Annotated in this window: 19 protein-coding genes and 1 pseudogene; 19 read left to right on the top strand and 1 reads right to left on the bottom strand. The window is 31.3% G+C overall.

The features are described 5' to 3' along the window. Positions 1–87: 87 nt before the first annotated feature. The 13 genes from CLMAG_RS24900 to pfkA all read left to right on the top strand — a co-directional run bounded on the left by CLMAG_RS24900 (position 88) and on the right by pfkA (position 15,030). On the top strand, positions 88–1,314 hold the full coding sequence (locus tag CLMAG_RS24900) for an EAL domain-containing protein (RefSeq protein WP_066629110.1): 1,227 nt from the start codon (positions 88–90) through the stop codon (positions 1,312–1,314). A gap of 438 nt (positions 1,315–1,752) precedes the next feature. After that, on the top strand, positions 1,753–2,961 hold the full coding sequence (locus CLMAG_RS24895; RefSeq protein WP_066629104.1) for a PucR family transcriptional regulator: 1,209 nt from the start codon (positions 1,753–1,755) through the stop codon (positions 2,959–2,961). Between the two features lie 154 nt (positions 2,962–3,115). Then, positions 3,116–3,376 (top strand): TIGR04076 family protein, encoded by a 261-nt coding sequence (locus CLMAG_RS24890; RefSeq protein ID WP_066629103.1) that lies wholly within the window; start codon positions 3,116–3,118, stop codon positions 3,374–3,376. Positions 3,377–3,637: 261 nt separating this feature from the next. Further along, positions 3,638–5,122: an amino acid permease gene (locus CLMAG_RS24885; protein WP_066629100.1), complete on the top strand. Its 1,485-nt coding sequence runs from the start codon at positions 3,638–3,640 to the stop codon at positions 5,120–5,122. Positions 5,123–5,221: 99 nt separating this feature from the next. After that, a complete protein-coding gene (gabT, locus tag CLMAG_RS24880; protein ID WP_066629097.1) occupies positions 5,222–6,571 on the top strand; it encodes a 4-aminobutyrate--2-oxoglutarate transaminase in 1,350 nt (449 codons plus the stop codon). A 147-nt stretch (positions 6,572–6,718) separates the two neighbouring features. Next, a complete protein-coding gene (locus tag CLMAG_RS24875) occupies positions 6,719–7,873 on the top strand; it encodes an iron-containing alcohol dehydrogenase (RefSeq protein WP_341420918.1) in 1,155 nt (384 codons plus the stop codon). 291 nt (positions 7,874–8,164) lie between these two features. Further along, complete coding sequence (locus tag CLMAG_RS24870) at positions 8,165–8,998, top strand: transketolase (protein WP_073393399.1); 834 nt, start codon at positions 8,165–8,167, stop codon at positions 8,996–8,998. Further along, a complete protein-coding gene (locus CLMAG_RS24865; RefSeq protein ID WP_066629092.1) occupies positions 8,998–9,930 on the top strand; it encodes a transketolase family protein in 933 nt (310 codons plus the stop codon). The genes CLMAG_RS24870 and CLMAG_RS24865 overlap by 1 nt, the downstream gene beginning before the upstream one ends. A 45-nt stretch (positions 9,931–9,975) precedes the next feature. After that, positions 9,976–10,734 (top strand): SDR family NAD(P)-dependent oxidoreductase, encoded by a 759-nt coding sequence (locus CLMAG_RS24860; protein WP_066629090.1) that lies wholly within the window; start codon positions 9,976–9,978, stop codon positions 10,732–10,734. Positions 10,735–10,959: 225 nt separating this feature from the next. Beyond that, a complete protein-coding gene (locus tag CLMAG_RS24855) occupies positions 10,960–11,736 on the top strand; it encodes a FadR/GntR family transcriptional regulator (protein ID WP_201787673.1) in 777 nt (258 codons plus the stop codon). 692 nt (positions 11,737–12,428) lie between these two features. Further along, positions 12,429–13,754, top strand: coding sequence for an MFS transporter (locus CLMAG_RS24850; RefSeq protein ID WP_066629088.1), 1,326 nt, complete (start codon positions 12,429–12,431; stop codon positions 13,752–13,754). 39 nt (positions 13,755–13,793) lie between these two features. Next, entirely contained in the window at positions 13,794–13,943 is a 150-nt protein-coding gene (locus tag CLMAG_RS33995) for an RpiB/LacA/LacB family sugar-phosphate isomerase (RefSeq protein WP_242873132.1), read from the top strand. A 133-nt stretch (positions 13,944–14,076) separates the two neighbouring features. Then, a complete protein-coding gene (pfkA, locus tag CLMAG_RS24845; RefSeq protein WP_066629085.1) occupies positions 14,077–15,030 on the top strand; it encodes a 6-phosphofructokinase in 954 nt (317 codons plus the stop codon). A 297-nt stretch (positions 15,031–15,327) separates the two neighbouring features. Here pfkA and CLMAG_RS24840 read toward each other — a convergent pair whose 3' ends face one another. Then, positions 15,328–16,602, bottom strand: a complete 1,275-nt coding sequence (locus CLMAG_RS24840; RefSeq protein WP_066616512.1) for an IS110 family RNA-guided transposase — start codon at positions 16,600–16,602, stop codon at positions 15,328–15,330. A 452-nt stretch (positions 16,603–17,054) separates the two neighbouring features. Here CLMAG_RS24840 and rpe point away from each other — a divergent pair, with 452 nt between their 5' ends. From rpe to CLMAG_RS24810, 6 genes and pseudogenes are all read left to right on the top strand, one after another. After that, a complete protein-coding gene (gene rpe, locus CLMAG_RS24835; protein ID WP_066629082.1) occupies positions 17,055–17,705 on the top strand; it encodes a ribulose-phosphate 3-epimerase in 651 nt (216 codons plus the stop codon). A gap of 332 nt (positions 17,706–18,037) precedes the next feature. Then, positions 18,038–20,017: a molybdopterin-dependent oxidoreductase gene (locus tag CLMAG_RS24830; RefSeq protein WP_423231097.1), complete on the top strand. Its 1,980-nt coding sequence runs from the start codon at positions 18,038–18,040 to the stop codon at positions 20,015–20,017. A gap of 21 nt (positions 20,018–20,038) precedes the next feature. Next, positions 20,039–20,822, top strand: a pseudogene (locus tag CLMAG_RS24825) (HAD family hydrolase). 192 nt (positions 20,823–21,014) lie between these two features. Beyond that, entirely contained in the window at positions 21,015–21,209 is a 195-nt protein-coding gene (locus tag CLMAG_RS24820) for a response regulator (protein WP_066629080.1), read from the top strand. Next, a complete protein-coding gene (locus CLMAG_RS24815) occupies positions 21,203–21,457 on the top strand; it encodes a hypothetical protein (RefSeq protein WP_066629077.1) in 255 nt (84 codons plus the stop codon). The genes CLMAG_RS24820 and CLMAG_RS24815 overlap by 7 nt, the downstream gene beginning before the upstream one ends. A 26-nt stretch (positions 21,458–21,483) precedes the next feature. Beyond that, positions 21,484–21,913: HDOD domain-containing protein (locus tag CLMAG_RS24810; protein ID WP_153041006.1), on the top strand; the 430-nt coding region annotated here is incomplete at its 3' end.

Raw genomic sequence — 21,913 nt, 5'->3', positions numbered from 1 at the left:
CATGGTCTTTAAGGTTAACTATTTTTACAAGGTATTATTATATCTTTCAAATTCATACTAATAATAATGATGAGAGGTGATTTTATTATGAAAAGTAAAATAGATATTAAAAATGAGCTTGATAATTTAGTTATTGATTCTAAGTTTCAGCCTATTGTGTCTGTTGTAAGGAAATCAGTAGTTGGATTAGACGGCATAAGCATGGGTGCTGATTTAAATGGCAAATTTATTCCTTTAAATAAGTTGTTTTATTATGCAGAAAGATCCAACTGTGAAATTGATTTAGATAGGTCAATAAGAGAAAAAATTGTTAAAGAATTTAATAAAATTTGTATCAATGACGATAAGCTTCTATTTATCACTATAAATATGGCTGTAATCTCAAAGTTTGTAGGCTCTGGAATTATTTTAGATCTTGTTAACAAATTTAATATTAATCCACAAAATGTAGTTCTTGAGATATATGAAAATAACATAGAGAATGTTGAAGTATTGCAGCAGTTTATTAATTCTTATAGAAGCAAGGGATTCCTTGTTTCAGTGACTATAGGATCAGGATCTGCGAACTTAGATAAAATATCTAATGTAGAACCAGACATAATTAAAATAAGTGAATCCATCACTAAAGATATAGAAATGGACTTTTATAAACAAGAAATATTTAAATCACTAGTTAATCTATCTAAAAAAATAAGTGCACTAATAGTTGCTGATGGCATTACTTTAGAAGGCCAGGCAATAGCTTCCATGGAGTTAGGCGCTGATATGCTTCAAGGAAATTATTTTGGACAGTATGAAGATATTAATTCTGATCTTTTAAGTTCAGTGGAAGAGAAAGTTCATTATATAGCTTCACAATATAAAAAATACAAAACTGAGCAGATAGAATTTGAAAAGTCAAATCATAAGAAGTATGAAGAATTGTTAAACAACATAATAGACCAACTCTCAACTATTAAAGAAAGTGAGTTTACAACAAAACTAAATGACGTTATTGCTAGGTATGATGTTTTTGAATGTGTATATGTTTTAGATGAATCAGGCATGCAGGTTAGCGATACTATTACTCGATTTAGGAACATGCTTTCTCAAAAGTCTTTGATATTCAAACCTGCCAAAAAAGGCACAGACCATTCCTTAAAGAAATATTATTATTTTTTAGAAAATATGGGTCTTAACAAATATGTAACTGATCCATATATATCATTAGCTAGTGGAAACTTATGTATTACTATTTCGGAAAAGTTTAAAGGAATTAATAATAAAAACTATATTTTATGTATAGATTTCAATCCAAATTATATTAACTTATAGTCCAGTAGCAAATACATACTTGCAACCATTTGAAAATGGGAGTATTAGAGCAGCAGTCATAGGATTAAGATAAAAAATCACTAATAAGAAAGTCTAGGCTTTATAAAAGCCATAGACTTTCTTATTAGTGATTTTTTTATTTTTTGGTAAATGTAATATTGTTTAAGCTAATAGAATTAAGATGTAAATAACACTTTAATAATAAATGATTAAAAAAATACATTTATATTGACAGTTTGATATAAAAAGATATATGATTTAATCAATATCGTAAAAAATTAATTATCTCAACTTATTTTATATATTAACGAGAGTTATATTCAACTTTTAAATATATAATTTTCCTGGAAACCAATTCGGATAATTTCTATTAAAATTAGAAATCTCTTAATTACTTTCACAAGGATTTTAAATAATTTAAAGGAAGGTGTATTAATCATGATTATTACTTGTAAAAGTATTCTTAAATTGCCTTTTACTGAAAAAATGAAAGTAGTGGCTGGTGAAGAGGGTTTGAATAATATTATAAGATGGGTTCACGTAATGGAGTATCCACAGTATACCAAATGGTTAAAAGGTGGAGAGTTAATCTTGATATCTGGCGTAGCTATGAAAGAGGATATAAATGATCTTATGGAACTTGTTCGGGATATATCTTCTAGAAATGTTGCCGGACTAGTATTAAATATTGGTCCCTATATTACAGAAACACCAAGAGAAGTTATAGAATTAGCAGATTCTCTGGGTTTTCCTATATTTGAACTACCTTTTGAGGTGAAATTTATAGATATAAGTCAAAGTATATGTAATGCTATTTTCATGAGTAAGATGGAACAAGATTCTATGGATAGTTTTATGAAAGATATCATCTTCAGAGATTTAGTTATTACTGAGGAGGTTTTAAATAAAGCAATTTACTATGGATATAATCCACAGAAAAGATATTCTTCTTTTGTTATTCATATAGATAACTATAATAGTTTTATAAAAGATGAACTTACTATCTGGGAGAAAGATATTTTACAGTTTAATCAATACATTGAGCAAATCATATTAGATGTGATGAATAAATGGAGCAAAAAAGTAATTTATGTAAATCAAAGCGACTCTATTATTATTATAATTCCCATAAGTGAAAATGATAATTTTAAGGCTATTGCGGAGGACTTAATGAAAAGTATTCAGTTTAAAGAACAAGGATTAAGTATAAGTATAGGTATTGGAAGTTATTTTAAGGAACTTAGTGAATTAAAAAAGAGTATTGATAACGCACAAAAGGCCTTGAAGTTTTTAAAAGTATGTAAAGAAAAAAATAGAGTGGCTAGCTATGGTGATATTGGGGTATATAGGTTATTATTCGAAATGGATAAGTATGAAGAAATTAAGGGGATTTATTATGAAACTTTAGGAAAATTAATAGACTATGATTTAAAAAATTCTAATAATCTTTTAAATACTTTAGAGGTCTATATAGATCAAAGCGGAAATTTAGTTAAAACTGCAGAATTACTTTTCGTTCACAAAAATACATTAATATATAGAATTCGGAGAATTGAAGAAATTTTAGATTGTGACCTTAAAAATATAAATGATTTATTAAATTTTAGTTTGGCTTTAAAAATAAGTAAATTCCTAAATTGTATCTAAATACCAAATCACACGTGGTATATTTGGTTGTATAAAATATATGTGTTCTGTTGATAATGTGGTAAATTATAAGTGTGATATTTAACAGGTTGTTAATATCGGATGAATTTGTAAAGCTTATACTAAATTAATATAAAAGAGAGAGGTTAAGTTAATGGAAAATGTAATAATAGAAGTTATAGAGTCTAAGTGTAGTCATTATAAAGCTGGAGACAAGATATATATAAAAGATGCATTAATAGATATGGACAAAACAGAAAATGTATGTATTATGGCTCTACAGTCGTTTTTTCCCTTTATTTTCGCAACAAGGAAAGGAGTTACTCCAGAACAAATGGGGTTTGGGGAAAGGTTACTAGTCCAATGTCCTGATTATTGTGCACCGGTTGTTTTTGAAATAAAAAAAATAATATGATTCTGTATTAAAATATATTTTAGTGTTAAAGAGGACAAGTCTTTTGGATGAGTCTTCTTTTAATTTTGTTCAGTATACTTCTCCAATAAGTAATTTTTCAATTGTACCTAACAACTAAATTTAATAGAACATATTTGGTTATATTGACTATATGAATATTATTAATAATGTGGTAAATTATTAATAACATAAATACCAAATTGTTAATTAGTTGTTTTTAAAATTAACAATTTATCAAAAATGTAATTAGGGGGATTGTGTATGAATGAAAAAAATCAAGCTCAAGAAGGGCAATTAAATAGAACGCTTAAAAGTCGTCATCTAACAATGATTGCAATCGGTGGTTCTATAGGTACAGGCTTATTCCTTGCAACAGGATATACTGTCAATCGTGGAGGTCCTGGGGGGACTATATTAGCATATTTAATTATTGCAGTAATGGTTTATTTTCTGATCATGAGCTTAGGAGAAATGGCAACTTGGTTACCGGTTTCTGGTTCTTTCCAAACCTATAGTTCAAAATTTGTTAGTCCTGCCTTTGGATTTGCAGTAGGTTGGAATTATTGGTTTAACTGGGCAGTGGTTATTGGTATTGAAATTGTAGCAGCATCTATAGTTATGAAATTTTGGTTTCCAAATGTATCCGCATTTGTTTGGAGTGGATTATTTTGTTTAATTATATTTAGCATTAATGTAATGTCTGCAAAAGCTTATGGTGAGATTGAATATTGGTTTGCAGGTATTAAGGTTATTACTGTTATAGCATTCCTAATTGTTGGTGTTGGCATGATGTTAGGTTTAGCAGGAAACGAAGGAGCTATTGGATTTACAAACTTCATTCATTCTGAAGGTGGACTTTTTCCTCATGGAATGATGGCAGTATTATCTGCTAGTATCACTGCAGCATTTTGCTTTCTAGGTACTGAATTGGTTGGTATTGCAGCCGGCGAAGGTGAAAATCCTGAGAAAACTATTCCTAAAGCTATAAAGACGGTATTTATAAGAATTGTTATTTTTTATATTGGCGCCACGTTCATAGTTGCCGCTTTAATTCCTTGGCAGCAAGGTAGTGTAGATGTAAGTCCTTTTACTATTGTTTTCGATAAAGCTGGAATTCCTTATGCTGCATCCATAATGAATTTTGTTGTTTTAACATCAACTTTATCTTGTGCTAATTCTGGTTTATATGCTTCTAGCAGAATGGTTTATGCAATGGCTAAAGAAGGTAAGGCACCAAAGATTTTTGCAAAAACCTCTCGTGGAGTGCCAGTATATGCGCTTCTGCTAACAGGATGCATGGGGTTGCTATCCTTATTAAGTAAGTTTATGGGGGCATCTCAAGTATACTTATTACTGGTTTCCGCCTCAGGTCTTGCAACATTGTTCTCTTGGCTAGGAATTGCAGTAAGTCACTATAAATTTCGACAATGGTTCCTGGCAGAAGGCCATAGTATTAGTGAATTAAAATTTAAAGCAGCTCTATATCCCTTTGGTCCATTTTTCGCAGCTGGACTTTGTATTCTTATTATAATATCACAGTTCTTTGATTCAACCACAAGACTTACAGCATGGACAGGTGTGCCTCTTTTCATGATTGTTTGGTTATATGGTAAGTATAAGCAAAGCAAAGGAGAACTTACTGTGCCTAATATAGAGGAATTAAGATTGCAAAGTAAAGATGTCGAAAATGATGACATAAAAGACTATGACATAAAAAATGATGACATAGAAGAGGCGGTTATATGATTATTTTAAAGGTTAGTAAAGTTTGAACACTAAATAATACATTTAGATAGTGTCCATTAAATTAATATAACAATATATAATTATTTGGGGGTTATAAAAATGACAGAGTTAAAAGAGATTAAACTTATTACAGAAATACCTGGACCTAAGTCGCAGGAGCTGTTAAAAACTAGAGAGAAGAATGTACCAAGTTCCATATCTGGACAATGTCCAGTATTTATAAAGAAAGGACAGGGTTCCTTATTTGAAGATGTAGATGGAAATGTATTTTTAGATTTTGCTGGTGGCATTGGTGTGTTAAACATAGGATATTGCCATCCTGAAGTAGTAGAAGCAGTTAAGGCTCAAGCAGAAAAATATTTTCATACAAGTATAAATGTTATACAGTATGAACAATACATTAAATTAGCAGAAAAAATAAACAACCTAATACCTGGTAAATTTGAAAAGAAAACTATGTTTGTAAATAGTGGTGCTGAAGCAGATGAAAATGCAGTAAAAATTGCTCGTAAATATACTAATAGAAGTGAAATTGTATGTTTTACAGGTGCTTTCCATGGAAGAACTTTACTTACAATGACAATGACTAGTAAGGTAAAACCATATAAATTAGGATTTGGCCCATTTGCACCTGGAGTACACAAAGTTCCATTCCCATATTGTTACAGATGTCCACATGGTTTGGAAAGAGAGACTTGTAATTTGCATTGTGCAAAACAATTGGATGCTTTCTTTTTAGAGCAGGTAGCACCAGAGGATGTAGCGGCATTTATAATTGAACCATTACAAGGAGAAGGCGGATTTGTTCTTCCACCGGATGAATATATAGTACAACTTAGAAAATTATGTGATAAACATGGAATTCTATTAATCTGTGATGAAGTTCAAAGTGGATTCTGTAGAACTGGTAAAATGTTTGCATCTAGTTACTGGGAAGAATTTGGGGTATATGCAGATATTGTAACAAGTGCAAAATCAATTGCAGCAGGACTGCCACTAAGTGCTGTAACAGCTAGAGCTGAAATAATGAATTCTGCACAAATAGGTGGAATTGGTGGAACTTATTCAGGAAATCCACTTGCTACTACTGCAGCATTAAAGGTTATTGAAATAATGGAAAGAGATAACTTTGTAGAAAAGGCCTGTCATATTGGAGAGTTAACTAGAACAAGATTAAATGAGATGAAAGAAAAGTATGAACTAATAGGGGATGTAAGAGGCCGTGGTGCAATGCTTGCATTGGAATTAGTAAAAGATAGAACTACAAAAGAGCCTGCAAAAGAAGAAACAAACAAGATTGTAGAGGAATGTTTTCAAAATGGCTTAGTGACATTAAGCTGTGGAATAAGAGGAAATGTAATAAGATTTTTGATGCCATTAGTAACTACAGATGAACAGTTACTAGCTGGTCTTGATATTCTTGAAAGAGCAATTGCTAAATACAATTAATGAAGTTAAGTTATTTGATACAGTGCTACAATTATAGAGTTTAATAATAAGTAGATGTATATTACCACTTTAATGATAGACATTTTGTCCATAAAAGTGGTAGTATACATTTATAAGTTATTTAATACATTAGGGGGAAGATGTACTATGATAGATTTCAATTATTACATGCCAACGAAACTTTTATTTGGACCTGGAAAGGTGTCAGGCATTGGAGAAATTACAAAACAATATGGGACAAGAGCTTTAATTGTTACTGGTAAAAATAGTACAAAAAAGACCGGCCTGTTAGATAGAGTTGTTTCATATTTAGAAAAAGAGGATATAGAATGCATTATATTTGACAAGGTACAGTCTAATCCATTGACAACAACTGCAGAAGAAGGAGCAATCTTTGCAAAGGAAAAGGGATGTGATGTAGTTGTTGCTTTAGGAGGAGGTAGTACTATTGATGCAGCTAAGGGAATAGCATTTATGGCTGTGAATGATGGTAGTGTAACTGATTACATATTTGGAAAAGCTCAAATTGGTGCTCTTCCAATTATAGCTGTAACTACAACTGCAGGTACAGGAAGTGAAGGAGACTGTATGGCTGTGCTAACTAATCCTGAGAATAATGATAAAAAATCTTTAAAGTCTCAGTTTATATACCCTAAAGTATCAATAATAGATTCGGAACTTATGACAACACTGCCAAAACATATTATAGCTCCTACAGGAATAGATGTTATGTGCCATGCAATGGAAGCATATGTTGCTAAAAATAGTAATCCGTTAAGTGAAATAATGGCACTAAAAGCGATTGAATTAGTTAGTAAGAATTTAGTTAGTGTATATAAAAATCCTAATGATTTAGAAGCATGGAGCAATATGGCATTTGCTAATACACTTGGAGGAATGGTTATAGATGCTTCAGGAGTAGCTCTTGCTCACGGACTTGAACATCCTGTAAGTGGTCTTTTAGATGTTACCCATGGAGAAGGATTAGCTGCACTTCTTATTACATGGATGGAGTACACTTATGAAAGCTCTTTAGAAAAATTTGCAAACATTGCTAAGGCTATAGGAGAAGATGTTGGTGGTTTGTCCATAGAAGATTCAGCAAAAAAGGGTATAGAAGGTATTAAAAAGCTTTTAGCTCGGTTAGATTTAACTAAGACATTATCTGATTTAGGTGTTAAAGAAGAACATATAGATTGGCTTTCCAGCAATGCTTTGAAAACTATGACATATGCTGTAAATAATAATCCAAAAGTGCCAAGCTTAGAGGAAATAAAGAAGTTATATACTGATTGTCTTTAATATTAGTAATATTTAAGGTATTAGTTTAAAAACTCATAAAGCTAAAATGAAAAAAAGAAGTCTCTGTGTTAAGATAGAGACTTCTTTTTTGATGCAGAAAATAAAGCACTATAGCATGCAGATAACATTGAATTTTCTGAAATATAAAATTAATTTGAATTTGTTATTGACAATTATCAGAGGGGTATGTATACTTAAGTCATAAGGTAACTTAGTAGACAAGTTAACAAGTATATAACATAACAAGGTTGTAAAGCTTTTAGTTATAAAATATTTAAAGAGGTGACAAGGATGAAAGATGTAAGTATCCAAGAATTAAAAGAAAAAGCTATTGAACTTAGAAAAACAGCAATTACTATGATCCACGAAGCAAAATCTGGACATCCAGGGGGAGCTTTATCTGCAGCAGATGTAGTAGCAGCACTTTACTTTAAGGAAATGAATATTGATCCTAAAAATCCTAAGTGGGAAGATCGTGACAGATTTGTTTTATCAAAAGGACATGTTTGTCCAATACAGTATTCTGCGTTAGCATTACAGGGATTTTTCCCATATGAGACTATACACACTTTAAGACAATATGGATCTATTCTTCAAGGACATCCTGATATGAAAAAGTGTCCAGGTATTGATATTTCCACTGGATCACTAGGACAAGGGTTTTCTTGTGGAGTTGGTATGGCGATAGCAGGGAAAAGAGATGAAAAAGATTACAGAGTTTTTGTTATGGTAGGAGATGGAGAGACACAAGAAGGACAGATATGGGAAGCAGCTCAAACTTCAGTTAAGTATAGACTCGATAATCTAGTTGTGTTTATTGATGATAATGGACTTCAATGTGATGGGGCTTGTGAAGACATCATGCCAAATCAAGATATTGAAAAGAAGTTTAATGCATTTGGATTTGAAACAAAGAGGATAAATGGGCATTCTATGGAAGAGATAGTTGAAACTTTAGATTATATGAGAGAAGCTAAAAATGGAAAGCCTAAATGTATTGTATTAAATACTGTAAAAGGTAAGGGCGTATCCTACATGGAAAATGTAGCAGGATGGCATGGTGTTGCTCCTAACGATGAAGAATACAAACAAGCAATGGAAGAAATAGCAGGGGGGTTAGAGTAATGGGTTTAATTAAAAAAGCAACAAGAGAAGCCTTTGGTGATGAAATATTAAAATTGGGAAAAAAGAATAAAAACATATACATTGTTGATATAGATATTGGTAAGTCCTGTAAGACTGGAGAATTTGCGAAGCAGCTGCCTAATCAACATATAAATGTTGGTATAGCTGAACAAAACGGCTGCGGAGTGGCTGCAGGTCTTGCTACAACTGGAAAAATACCATTTGTAAGCACATATGCTGTATTTGGTTCTTTAAGAATGGCTGAGCAGATAAGACAAGAACTTTGTTATCCAAATTTAAATGTTAAAATTGCTTGCTCTCATGGTGGACTTACTCCAGCTAATGATGGTGCTAGTCATCAAAGTATAGAAGATATGGGAGTTCTAAGAACTTTCCCAAATATGACTGTAATTATGGGTGCTGATTATTATTCTACTAGAAAATTAATAGAACAGGCAGCAGAGATTCATGGACCTGTATACCTTCGTTTTACAAGAGATGCTATTCCTGTAATATATGATGAAAATGAAGAATTCACAATAGGTAAAGCAAAGAAGGTAAAAGATGGAAAAGATATAGCTATTATTGCTAATGGTGATACTGTATTCCTAGCATTAGAAGCAGCTAAGGAATTAGAAAAGGAAGGAATATCCGTAAAACTATTAGATATGCATACAATCAAACCTCTAGATAGAGAAGCGGTAGTTGAATGTTTAAATGTTGGCAAGATAATTACTGTAGAAGACCATAATATTATAAATGGTCTTGGAAGTGCAGTATCTGAAGTAGTTGCTGAAGAAGGAAAAGGAAAGTTGAGAAGAATAGGTGTTCAGGATAAGTTTGGACAATCTGCACCTTATGAAAAGCTTTTAGAGCTTAATGGAATTACAATAGACAATATAGTAAATACAGCTAAAGAAATGCTTAAGTAATAATATTGACGAGAAATTATAAAACAAAAATTGGAGGGGTATAATATGTTTAATTTTAATGACAGAGTAGTTATAGTTACTGGTAGTGGTTCCCCAAAGGGCATAGGACGTACTATAGCATTAATATTTGCAAAACAGGGAGCAGCAGTTGTAGTTGCTGATATGAATTTAGAAGGGGTTAAGGATACAGTAAATGCAATTACTGAAGCTGGTGGAAAAGCTTTAGGTGTAGAATTAAATGTTACAAGTAAGGAATCAGTTGATGCAATGGTATCTAAAACACTTGAAGCCTTTGGTAGAATAGATGTTCTTGTAAATAATGCAGGAATCTCACAAAAAGTTACCGTTGAGGATATGACACTTGAGGATATTACAAGAATATTTAGCGTTAATATGTTTGGACTATTCCTATGTACTCAAGCAGTAGTTAAAGTTATGAAAAATCAAAAATATGGTAGAGTAGTAAATCTATCATCAGTTTCAGCAAAAAGAGGTGGAGGAGTATTTGGAGGAGCACACTATTCAGCATCTAAGGCTGCAGTGTTAGGATTCTCTAAGAACTTAGCTCGTGAAGTTGCTCTTGATGGAATAACAGTTAACTGTGTTGCTCCAGGGCTAGTTAACACTGAAATATGGAAGTCCCTTCCTGAAGATGCTGCAAAGAATGTTATTTCAGGAATACCTATGGGAAGACCTGGCGAAACTAAAGAGATTGCAGCAACAATTGCGTTTTTAGCCTCAGAAGAAGCATCATATATTACAGGTGAAGAAATAGATATAAATGGTGGATCACATATGGATTAGTATATTAAATTTCTTAATGTATAGGAATTTAGTTCTGGGTATATTTGTGGTAATGTTGTTTGAAATGTAAAGGATATGATCATGTACCACCCCTAGAGATGCTCTGTTTCTAAGCTTCTATAATATAGTTGCGAAGGTAAAATGGCTATTTGTATTGCCCTTTAATGGAGAAAAGTATATAATAAATTTCATGGGTAAATTTTAGCATGAAGCTTAAAAGGTTTAGTGAATTGCTATGATATAAAGAAGACTGAAAAGCTATATTTGATACTATTGAAAGGGGTGGTTTATATTAGTTTTAATCCAGTTTCCAATAAAAAATTATATCTACAAATTTATAACCAGATTCTTTCACAAATTCAATCCGGTTCATTTAAAATAGGTGATAAGTTACCTCCGGAAAGAGAATTATGTGCACAATTTGGTGTGAGTCGTGCACCTATTAGGCAAGCTCTTAGTGCTCTGGAGTTAAATGGTATTATTTATTCTAGGCAAGGTGAAGGCGTTTATGTCAAAGCTACTAACTTAGCAGCAGAAGGTTCTGAATCAACAATAATACTGGAATCGGTTTCTCCGGAAGATATAGTTGAAGCTAGAATGAGTATAGAGCCTATCATTGCTAAATTTGCAGCTGAAAGAGCAACGGATGAAGATATAGAAAATATTCGTTCAACTGTAATAAAGATGGAGGAAGAAACTAAGGCAGGTATATATGTTCCAGAAACAGATGAAAAATTACACAATGACATAGCTAAGGCTTCTCATAATGATTTATTTATTATATTCATGTCGGCTATTAGTAACGCAATGAAGCAGCAGGAGATGTGGCAATTTATTCGTGATAGGAGTGTTACTTGCCCGGAATATAGAGAAGTTAACTTTGATGAGCATAAATTAATAATTAAGGCTATTGAAGAGCATGACGAAAAAGAGGCAGAGAAAATCATGACTGCTCATATGCAAAATCTGTATGACAGGTATTGGAAAGACTACAATTATTAATACTTAAATATTAAAAAGTGAATAATTGCCTAAGAGGGAAGTTATACCTGAATATTTTTATGATTAAGTATTTATTTAACTTGAATCCAAGGTAGCTAAATTCTAAGGCTACCTTAACACATCTCTAAATTAAATCGATAATGACAAAATGATAAATATACTAAAAAACGATTTTAATAAACTTCTATCAAGTCAATTATATATAGAGTATTCTCTGTATATACCAAATCAAGATTAATTCTATAAAAATTCTACATCACAACCTTTTTATTAAGTAGTTAAAAAATATTGACAAGTATTAGAAAAGCTGAGTACAATTAGTATACTGGTTTGCTTTTAAACTTAGTATACAAGTATGTAGGATAATAATAATACAAGATTTTATTTATAAATTAAAAGCAGCAATTTTTTATAATTATCTCTTCCATAAAAACAGCATCAAATTTCTAATATTATCATTGAGTATGTAGTTTAATATTTAAGTAAACGTTTGCCAAGGAATATGACAATTATTATTTTTAAAAAAATCTATATTTTTCAACTCTGATGATTTCAAAGATAACACCTATTGATGACATAAAGAATGTAATCAATATTGTGGGTAGAAAAACAGAAAATGTTGTGAAGGTATTACTGAAATTTTAATATTGATTTAAATTAGTTAACAATAAATTTAAGGAGGAATTATTATTATGGATATAAACCAGTTAGAGAGTTCGACGGTGAGAAAAGTTACTTTAAGATTAATTCCCTTTCTATTCTTATGTTTCGCAATAGCAATATTAGATAGAGTAAACATTGGATTCGCTGCACTACAAATGAACAAAGCCCTAGGCTTTTCTAGTGCAGTTTACGGATTTGGTGCAGGAATATTTTTTATTGGGTACTTCCTTTTAGAAGTTCCAGGTAGTGCAGCTATGACTAAATGGGGAGCTAGAAGATGGATTTCAAGAATAATGATTTCCTGGTGTGTAATTGCAGTTTTAATGGCTTTTATAAAAACTCCACTACAATTCTATATAGTTAGGTTTTGTTTAGGGGTTGCTGAGGCTAGTTTCTACCCATGTATGGTATGGCATTTAAGTAATTTTTACCAAGCTAAACATCATGCAAGAGCTATAGCAGGATTCATGATTGCTATACCAGCTGCTAATGCAATAGGTGCACCAATATCAACTGCTTTACTAGGTATCTCTTGGTTGGGTTTCTCCGGATGGCAATGGCTATTCTTATTAGAAGGTATTCCATGTTTAATTTTAGGTATCATCTGTTTATTCTACCTTGATGATAAGCTTGAAGACGTAAAATGGTTGACTAAAGAAGAATTAAAATGGTTAATTGATGTTACAACTAAGGAAAAACTTCAAAAAGAAGAAGCAAAACACTTAACATTCCTTGAAGCATTAAAAGATCGTGATGTTTTGGTATTATCTTTAGGGTATCTTGCTTGGATGATTGGTTATTACGGAATAAATATGTTCCTACCAACTATTACCAAAGGATTATCTGCTACACTTGGTATTAGTACTCAAGGTTTAGGTTGGCTTATAGGGTTAATGTATCTTTGTGCAATGTTCACTATGATTATAGTTAGTAATCATTCTGATAAGACTAATGAAAGACGTTTCCACGTTGCAGGATGTTTAATAGTAGGTGCAATTGCAATGGTTGCTAGCACATTTGTTGCAAAGACTAGTATTATTGGAGCTTTCGTATTATTAACTATCGCACTTTGTGGAGCATTTGGTGCATACTCTCCATTCTGGTCTATTCCACCATCTTTCTTAACAGGAGCTGCAGCAGCTGCTGCAATAGCTATGATTAATAGTATAGGTAACCTTGGTGGATTCTTTGGTCCATACATTGTTGGATATATAAAAGATTTAACAGGATCTTTTAATGCCAGTATGATATTCTTAGGCTGCAGTATGGTTACAAGTGCATTTATAATAGCCTTTTCGGTAAAAGTATCAGGAAAAGTTGAAAGACATAAAGATAAAGACATACAGGTAAATTAAGATTAAATCATTTTCTACTGTTATATAAAGCAGTAGAAAATGATTTATTATAATATAAAAAGCAATGGTGGTGTAAATATGATTTCAATAGGTTGTGATCATGGTGGATATGAATTAAAAGAGATAATAAAAAATAATCTTGAAAAAAAGGCATTGAATATAAGGATTAGCTTTGCTAATAGTAGATGAATGGTTAAATACTAAGTTTGAAGGTGGAAGACACCAAACAAGAATTGATCTTGTAAGTAAAATTGAGAAAAAATATTGCAAATAATTACTTAAGAAGACTATATATACATCATATAAAATGGAGGTAATACTAATGAGATTAGGTGTCTTAACAAGTGGAGGAGATGCTCCAGGAATGAATGCTGCTATAAGAGCAGTAGTAAAAGCAGCAAATTATAATAATATTGAAGTAATAGGAATAAAACGAGGATATCAAGGATTAATAGATGGTGATATTCAAAGATTAACTTCTTTAGATGTAGAAGAAATATCAGATAAAGGCGGAACTATTTTAAAAACTGCAAGATGTTTGGAGTTTGTAGAGGAGTTAGGAAGAAGGAAAGCTTTAGAATTACTGAAAAAATTAGATATAGATGCTTTAGTTGTAATAGGTGGTGAAGGATCTTTCAGAGGAGCAGAGAAACTCCATGAATTAGGCATTAAAGTCATAGGTATACCAGGAACAATAGATAATGATTTGGCCTATACTGATTATTCTATAGGCTTTGATACTACTTTAAATACTGTGCTGGAGTGTATTGGTAAAATAAGAGATACTGATTATTCACATGACAAAACTACTATAGTGGAGGTTATGGGAAGATATTGTGGTGATTTAGCTTTATACTCGGCCTTAGCAGGTGGTGGCGAAATAATATCGACTCCAGAAAAAAAATTAGATTTTGATACTATATGCTCAAAATTAAGGTTAAGAATGAGTAATGGAAAAAAAGACAATATAGTTATAATAACAGAAAGAATGTACGATTTACAGGAACTTCAAAAATACATCGAAGAAAAATTAAAGATTAGTGTAAGAACTACTGTATTAGGCTTTATACAAAGAGGAGGGAATCCATCAGCCTTTGACAGGGTATTAGCAAGTAAAATGGGAATAAGAGCAGTAGATTTATTAATTAGTGGTTATTCAGGACGAGCTGTTGGAGTTAAAAATAATAAAATAATAGATGTAGAACTTGAAAATGTTAATACTGAAGTTAATGTTAAGCAGGACAACTACAATATACTAGATGTACTCTTACATTAATCAACCTAAAGTTTTAAATTAAAATTTAAGAAAAGGATAAATTAAAGTGGTATTTTTATACAAATACCACTTTAATAATATGAACATTTAAATTATTATTTTTTCTAATTATTAATTTGGATTTTTGTTGGTTTAAATCAATATAAGCAAAAAGGTAGAGAATATGAAAGCCTATTAAGCAATTTGGTAATATGTCAAGAACAAAATGAAAAGAAAATCAAATGATTTCTTTAAAAATGGGTAACCTTAATAAACATACAGTCCAATGAGAAAGTATGTTCGTATAATTTATATAGATTAATCTACTCTATTTGAAGAGTAGAGCTGATTTTTAGCCAGCAATCCAAAAATCATACGAATAAGTTTACGAGATGTTAGCGCGAGTGCTCGTTTGTGCTGATGTGTAGTTACTTCAGCAAATTTCTTCTGATAGAACTCTTGATATTCAGGAATATGGCAAACAACACTTCCTGCAGCTTCTATGAGATAATAGCGTAAATAACGGTTACCAGCTTTGTTCATAGGTGTATTTTCAGCTTTAAAACCTCCAGATTGATTTTCTTTCCACACGATGCCAGCGTATTTAGCAATAGCATCATTACTAGGAAATGCATGCACACTTCCTAATTCAGCAAGAATGCCACTGGAGTAAACAGGGCCAAAACCAGGAATAGACATTAATATTTTGTATTCCACAGGATTCATTCCCATAACAGCTTTTTCAATGGCTTTGTTAATACCTTTAAGTTCTTTATCAAAAGCCTGAATACAGTTGAAAGAACAAGCAATAGAGGTTGTTAATGGCTCATACAAACATTTATCAAGACGGTATGAATTACGTGCAGCTTGCTGCAAAATTTCAGCAGTCATCTGAGGATTAGAAATCCTTTTCCGACTTTTTCTATTGACGAAGTCAACAAGTTCTTCAATTGATGTATTTGCAATATCTTCGGAAGATAGAAATTCAGTAAGTATTGAAGATGCGGTAGCACCGTATTTATTAGAAAAAGGATGATCTTCTCCCTGTAATAATGCAAATTCGCTGAACTTAAGAAATACATTGGATAACATGTAAGTTTTTTCTCTAGTTAAGCATTCAACAATATGAAGTCTGTGCCTTGTAAGTCTTTGCAGAGCAAGATATTGAGAACCACGCCAAGGTTCAATATGAATTCTGCCAACTCTTGCAAAGTCAGCAATAACAAAAGAGTCAATGCCATCATTTTTATCAAGAGAATTAAAGGATTCTTTGTAGTTAGCAACTTCCTTAGGATTCAAGCAGTAAACATAAGGTTTGTAAGTCATAAGTTTTTCACTAGCAGATAAAAAATTGGCTATATGTACTCCATAAAAGGAAGTAGATTCTAAGCCGATTATAACAGCTTTAAAAGTATTGTTTTCTAAAACCTTAACAAGCATGGATTCAAGTTGCTCTGCACCAAATTGCGTATTAGGAACAGGTTTCATCTTAATCAAGAATTCCTGTTCAAAATTAATAGCAGAGACAACATTTTGTCTCGCACCAATATCGATACCAACAAATAGAGTTGATAAGTAATCTAATTTCTTCATGAAATCACCACCTTTCAAAAATAATGAGGAAATTAGAAAGGATTATCCTAATCCAAAGTACTAACTGCAACCTCGCGTAATTAGCATTCATCCAGACGCAAAACCTTGCTGGTGGCTGCGAAAGGAGATGCAACATTTGTGTAAGCAGAATATGATACTTTGGTCAGGCTGCAAGCTTTACAGGCAATAACACAATGTGTTTTGCAGGAGGAATACAGCAGTAACCTTCGCTAAAGTTCCGTTATGACTATTTTAGCATTAGAAAATCCTTTAATAAATAGTAGGTTAAAACAGTATAGATCGGAAAGTATAAGAATCAGCAATACTGAATTGGGAGAATCCCCACTAGAAAAATTGAGATGCTTTCTTAATCTATACAAAATATAAAAAATAAATAAGTTTATAGGCAGTAAATAACTGCTATAAACTTATTATACGAGGAGGAAGAAATTATGATTAAAATAGCCCCTTCAATATTATCTGCAGACTTTTCTAAACTAGGAGAAGATATTAAAAGTTTAGAAAAAAACGGAGCAGATTTAGTTCATATAGATGTAATGGATGGAATGTTTGTACCTAACATATCGTTTGGTATACCGATCATTAAAAGTATAAGGAACTTAACAAAGCTTCCCTTTGATGTACATTTAATGATAGAGGAACCATCAAGATATATAGAGGATTTTGTAAAGGCTGGAGCGGATATTATAACAGTACATTATGAAGCGGACAGACATATAGATAGAACTATAAATTATATTAAGAGTTTTGGAATAAAGGCTGCCGTAGCTTTAAACCCAGCTACACCAGTAGAAAGTATAAAATATCTAATACCTAATTTAGATATGGTACTTATAATGACTGTAAACCCAGGATTTGGGGGACAAAAATATATACATTACTGCTCAGAAAAAATTAAAGAACTAAAAGTTCTAGGTAATAAATTTAATAAGGAGCTTATGATTGAGGTTGATGGTGGCATAGGAAAGGATAACATTAAGGAAGTAGCAGAGTATGGAGCCAATGTATTTGTTGCAGGATCAGCGGTATTTAAAGATGGTATGATAGCACAAAACATAAAGGAGTTAAGAGGAGACCTTTAAGATAGCATCGGCGCAAAGTTTTGGCCAAATGTCAGCAAATTTAGAGAAACTAACTAACCAATTTAAAACTAATTAATAAGATTTAATTAAAAGCCAATGTTTGATGAAGTGAAAACTTGAATCAGATGGAGTTTCAAACTCCACCTGATTCCTAGTTGAACGAGGAACGTAGCCGCTCTTTACTTCCATTTTGAAGAAGATGGGAGTATTAGAGCGGGTAGTTATCGGATAAATTTAAGCATTGGCTTTTAAGTTGTTAATAACTCTTTTAATGATGGGCTAGGGGGCTAATTATAGAGATTTTGATGATATTTTCTATTGTGTATGTTATAATGCTTAATAAAATTACAGGAAGGATGTTGCAAGATATGAAAAGTCACGGATGCACTCTTGATTGTTTTGGTTGCTGTAAACTAAATGTATATGTTGAGAATAATGAGATAGTAAAAATAGAAGGGGATAAAAATCATCCTTATACAAAAGGTATAATGTGTGAAAAAGGAAGAAATCATCTAAAACGATTGAGTGATAAAGACAGATTATATTCTCCGATGAAAAAAGAAAATGGAAAGTGGACAAACATAAGCTTCGAAGAAGCTATAGATATAATTGCAAATAAACTAAAGTATTATAAAGAAAAGTATTCTTCAAATTCTGTAATGCATTATAGTGAATCAGGCTCAGGTTCTATACTAAAAGGAATAGAAGATATATTTTTCAATTTTTATGGTGGCATCACTAAAGCGGATGGAGGAACCTGTTGGAGTGCTGGCACTAAAGCTCAAAAATACGATTTTGGATATAATAAGTCCCATTTTATAGATGATGTTCTAAATGCAAAAAATATAATACTTTGGAGTAAAAATCCAGCAAATTCACATATACATTTGTTTCATAGAATTAAAAAAGCAAAAGAGAAGGGCGCTAAAATAATAGTAATAGACCCGATTATTACAGACACTGCTAACAGTGCGGATATTCATATAAGGATTAATCCATCTACAGATGCTGCTCTTGCTATGGCAATGACAAAAGTAATAATAGAGGAAAATTTGCAGGATATAGAGTTTATAAAGGAAAATGTTATAGGTTTTGAGGAGTATAAGGATTATTTAAATACTTTAGACCTAAACTATTTATGTGATGAATGTGGAGTGGATATAAATACAATAAGAGAACTTACTTATCTTTATGCTAAAGAAAAGTATAGTACTATATACATAGGGTATGGAGTGCAGAGATATAAAAACGGTGGCAATACAATAAGAGCCATAGACGCTTTAGCGTCTATAACAGGAAATATAGGAAAAAAGGGTGGAGGTGTAAATTACAATAATAAAGTATATCCTAGTGTATTAAATTTAGATCCATATAATAGTCATAAATATGCTTCTAAGGAAAGATACTTTGATTTGAATAAATTTGCCCAATATGCAAAAGACAATGTAAAGGCTATATTCATAAGTAAAGCCAATCCTCTTAATCAATGGCCTAATTTAAATGAATTTACAAAGACTTTTAAAAGTATAGAATTTAAAGTGTGCATAGATATGTTTTTAACAGATACAGCAAAACATTGTGATTTAATTATTCCGTGTACAAATACTTTTGAAAGTGAGGACTTGCTATATTCCTCAATGAGTAATCCATATATAATATATAACGAAAAATGTGTAGAACCTAAACATAAATTGATGGATGAATACTATTTCTTTAGAGAGCTTGCAAGAAAAATGGAAATTAAGGATTATCCCTATGTATCTAAGAAAGAGTATTTAGGTGAAATTATAAAACCCTTAGAAGAAAGAGGAGTTACTCTTGAAAAAATAAAAAATGAATACGTAACTATACAGGAAATTGATATTGCTTGGAAGGATTTAATATTTGATACACCATCTAAGAAAATAGAGATATACTCTGAAAGTGCAAAAAATGATAACTTAAGTCCAATTCCGGTTTATATTAATGAAAAAAAATCTAAACTTAGGCTTTTGACCACCCATCCTAAAAGATCTCTCATGTCTCAAGGTTTTAAGGATGTGGATGGAATTGCCGTAGCTTATGTAGGTAAAAATACTTCACAAAAGTATAATCTACATAATGAAGAGGTTGTTACTTTAAAGTCTGATTGTGGAGAAATAGATGTACGAATAAATATAACTGATAGAATTTTGGGTAATATAGTTCATATGGAGGTAGGTTGGTGGGAAAAAAATTCAAATCCAAACTTCTTAACTAAAAATGAAGTTTCTGATATGGGCAAACAGGTAGCTTATTATGATACTTTTGTAGAAATAAAGAAGAAAAATTAACTAAAGAAAGGTAGAATACTTATGATAAAGCTTATAGCTAGTGATATGGATGGTACATTATTAAACCAATATGATAAACTCAATGAAGAAACCTTTGATATAATAATGAAGCTAAAAGAAAAAGATATATTATTTGCTGTTGCTAGTGGAAGACAATATTTTAATATTAAAAATAAATTTGATAAAATCAAGGAGAATATAATATATGTAGCTGAAAACGGAAGTTATGTAATTCTTGAGGGAGAAGAACTTTATTCTAGTAAATTAGATAAAGATATGGTTGATTCTTTTTTAGAAACAGCAAAGCAAATTGAAGGCTGTGAAACAGTACTGTGTGGTAAAAAAGGTGCCTATATTGAAAAAAATTATGAAAAATTTATAAAGGAAGTTGAAAGGTATTATTTAAAGTATGAAGTTGTGAATAATTTCAATGAAGTAGAAGATGATATTCTAAAGTTTACAATATATGATTTCAAAGGGGCTGCTGAGAATTGTAGTAAAATATTTGAACCTCGTTTTGGAAATACTTTTCAAGTCACAGTATCAGGAGAAAATTGGTTAGACATTATCAATCATGATGTAAGTAAAGGTGTAGCTATAAAACATCTTCAAGAGAAATTTAACATAAAACCTGAGGAAACAATGTATTTGGTGATTACTTCAATGATTTGTCTATGTTTGACGAAGCGTATCATAGTTATGCAATGAAAATGCACCTGACAAAGTAAAGCAACATGCCAGATTTATGGCTAAGAGTAATAATGAAAATGGTGTTTTGGAAGTCATAAAAAGCCAAGTTCTATAGCTTAGTATAAAAAGCTTCATAATAAAAAGTATCTACTTGATTTCTAAATTTTGAAAGATGGTAGATATTTTTTATATAAGCAGGTTAATAATTAGACACATTAGTATAAATAATATATAATTAATACATTGGTGTTTGTTGGGAGATAAAGTAATAACTTTAGTAATATTTTTTCCTTTGGGAGGGATGAGCTTGTTTGGTAAAATTCTTTTAGTTGATAGAGATGTTTTTGAAATAGAAAAAGCTGTATCAGTTTTAAGAAATAATTATGATGTAATTACTGCTACTAATGTACAAGATGCCTTTAAATTAATGGAAAATGAAAATGTTAATATGATATTTGCTGATTTTAAAATGATTATGCCAGATGGAAAGGTCTTTTGTTAAAGATAAAGGAAAAGTTTCCCGATGTTATAAGAGTAATATTAGGTGGAAAAGAAGAGGAGTCAGTAATATTTAATGCAGTCCAAAAAAATATTGCTAAAACATGTATTTTAAAACCGTGGGATCAGAATATCATAGTACTAGCTAATAAGATTTTTGAAACAGAGGAAAGACTTAAAAAATCAAATCTTTTTTCTTATATTGTAAACTTAAATGAGCTTCCTACTATTCGTGCTAGCTATCAAAAATAATAGAGTTAATTGATAACGATAGTGAAATGCAGGATATTGCAGATGCTATTGGAAGTGACCCGTCAATGGCAGCAAAGCTGCTTCGAGTTGCAAATTCAACATATTATGGAGTGAAAACAAATTCTATAAAACAAGCAGTAACTTATTTAGGAATGAAAAACATTCGTGATTTGGTGCTGTCTACATCAATTTTTGATATGTTCAATACTAAAGATGTGCCTGAAAGAATATTTCAGCCTTTATGGCAGCAATCTTTTACCTGCAGCAAAATTGTAAGTGCAACCTACAAAATGTTAGGTAAAAGTGCTCCAGCTTATGCATCATTAGCTGGTCTTCTAATTAATATAGGAAGTATATTCTTGCTAAAAAGATTTGATAAAAGATATATGAACATAATTCAAGAAGTAAAACAGTTAAACCGTGAAAAAAGTGAAGTGACTATTGAAAATCTTGAAA

It is taken from the genome of Clostridium magnum DSM 2767 (genome assembly GCF_001623875.1).
Classification (GTDB): domain Bacteria; phylum Bacillota; class Clostridia; order Clostridiales; family Clostridiaceae; genus Clostridium_AM; species Clostridium_AM magnum.
The sequence above is the reverse complement of the archived record's forward strand: the minus strand, read 5'-3'. Positions and strand labels throughout refer to the sequence as shown.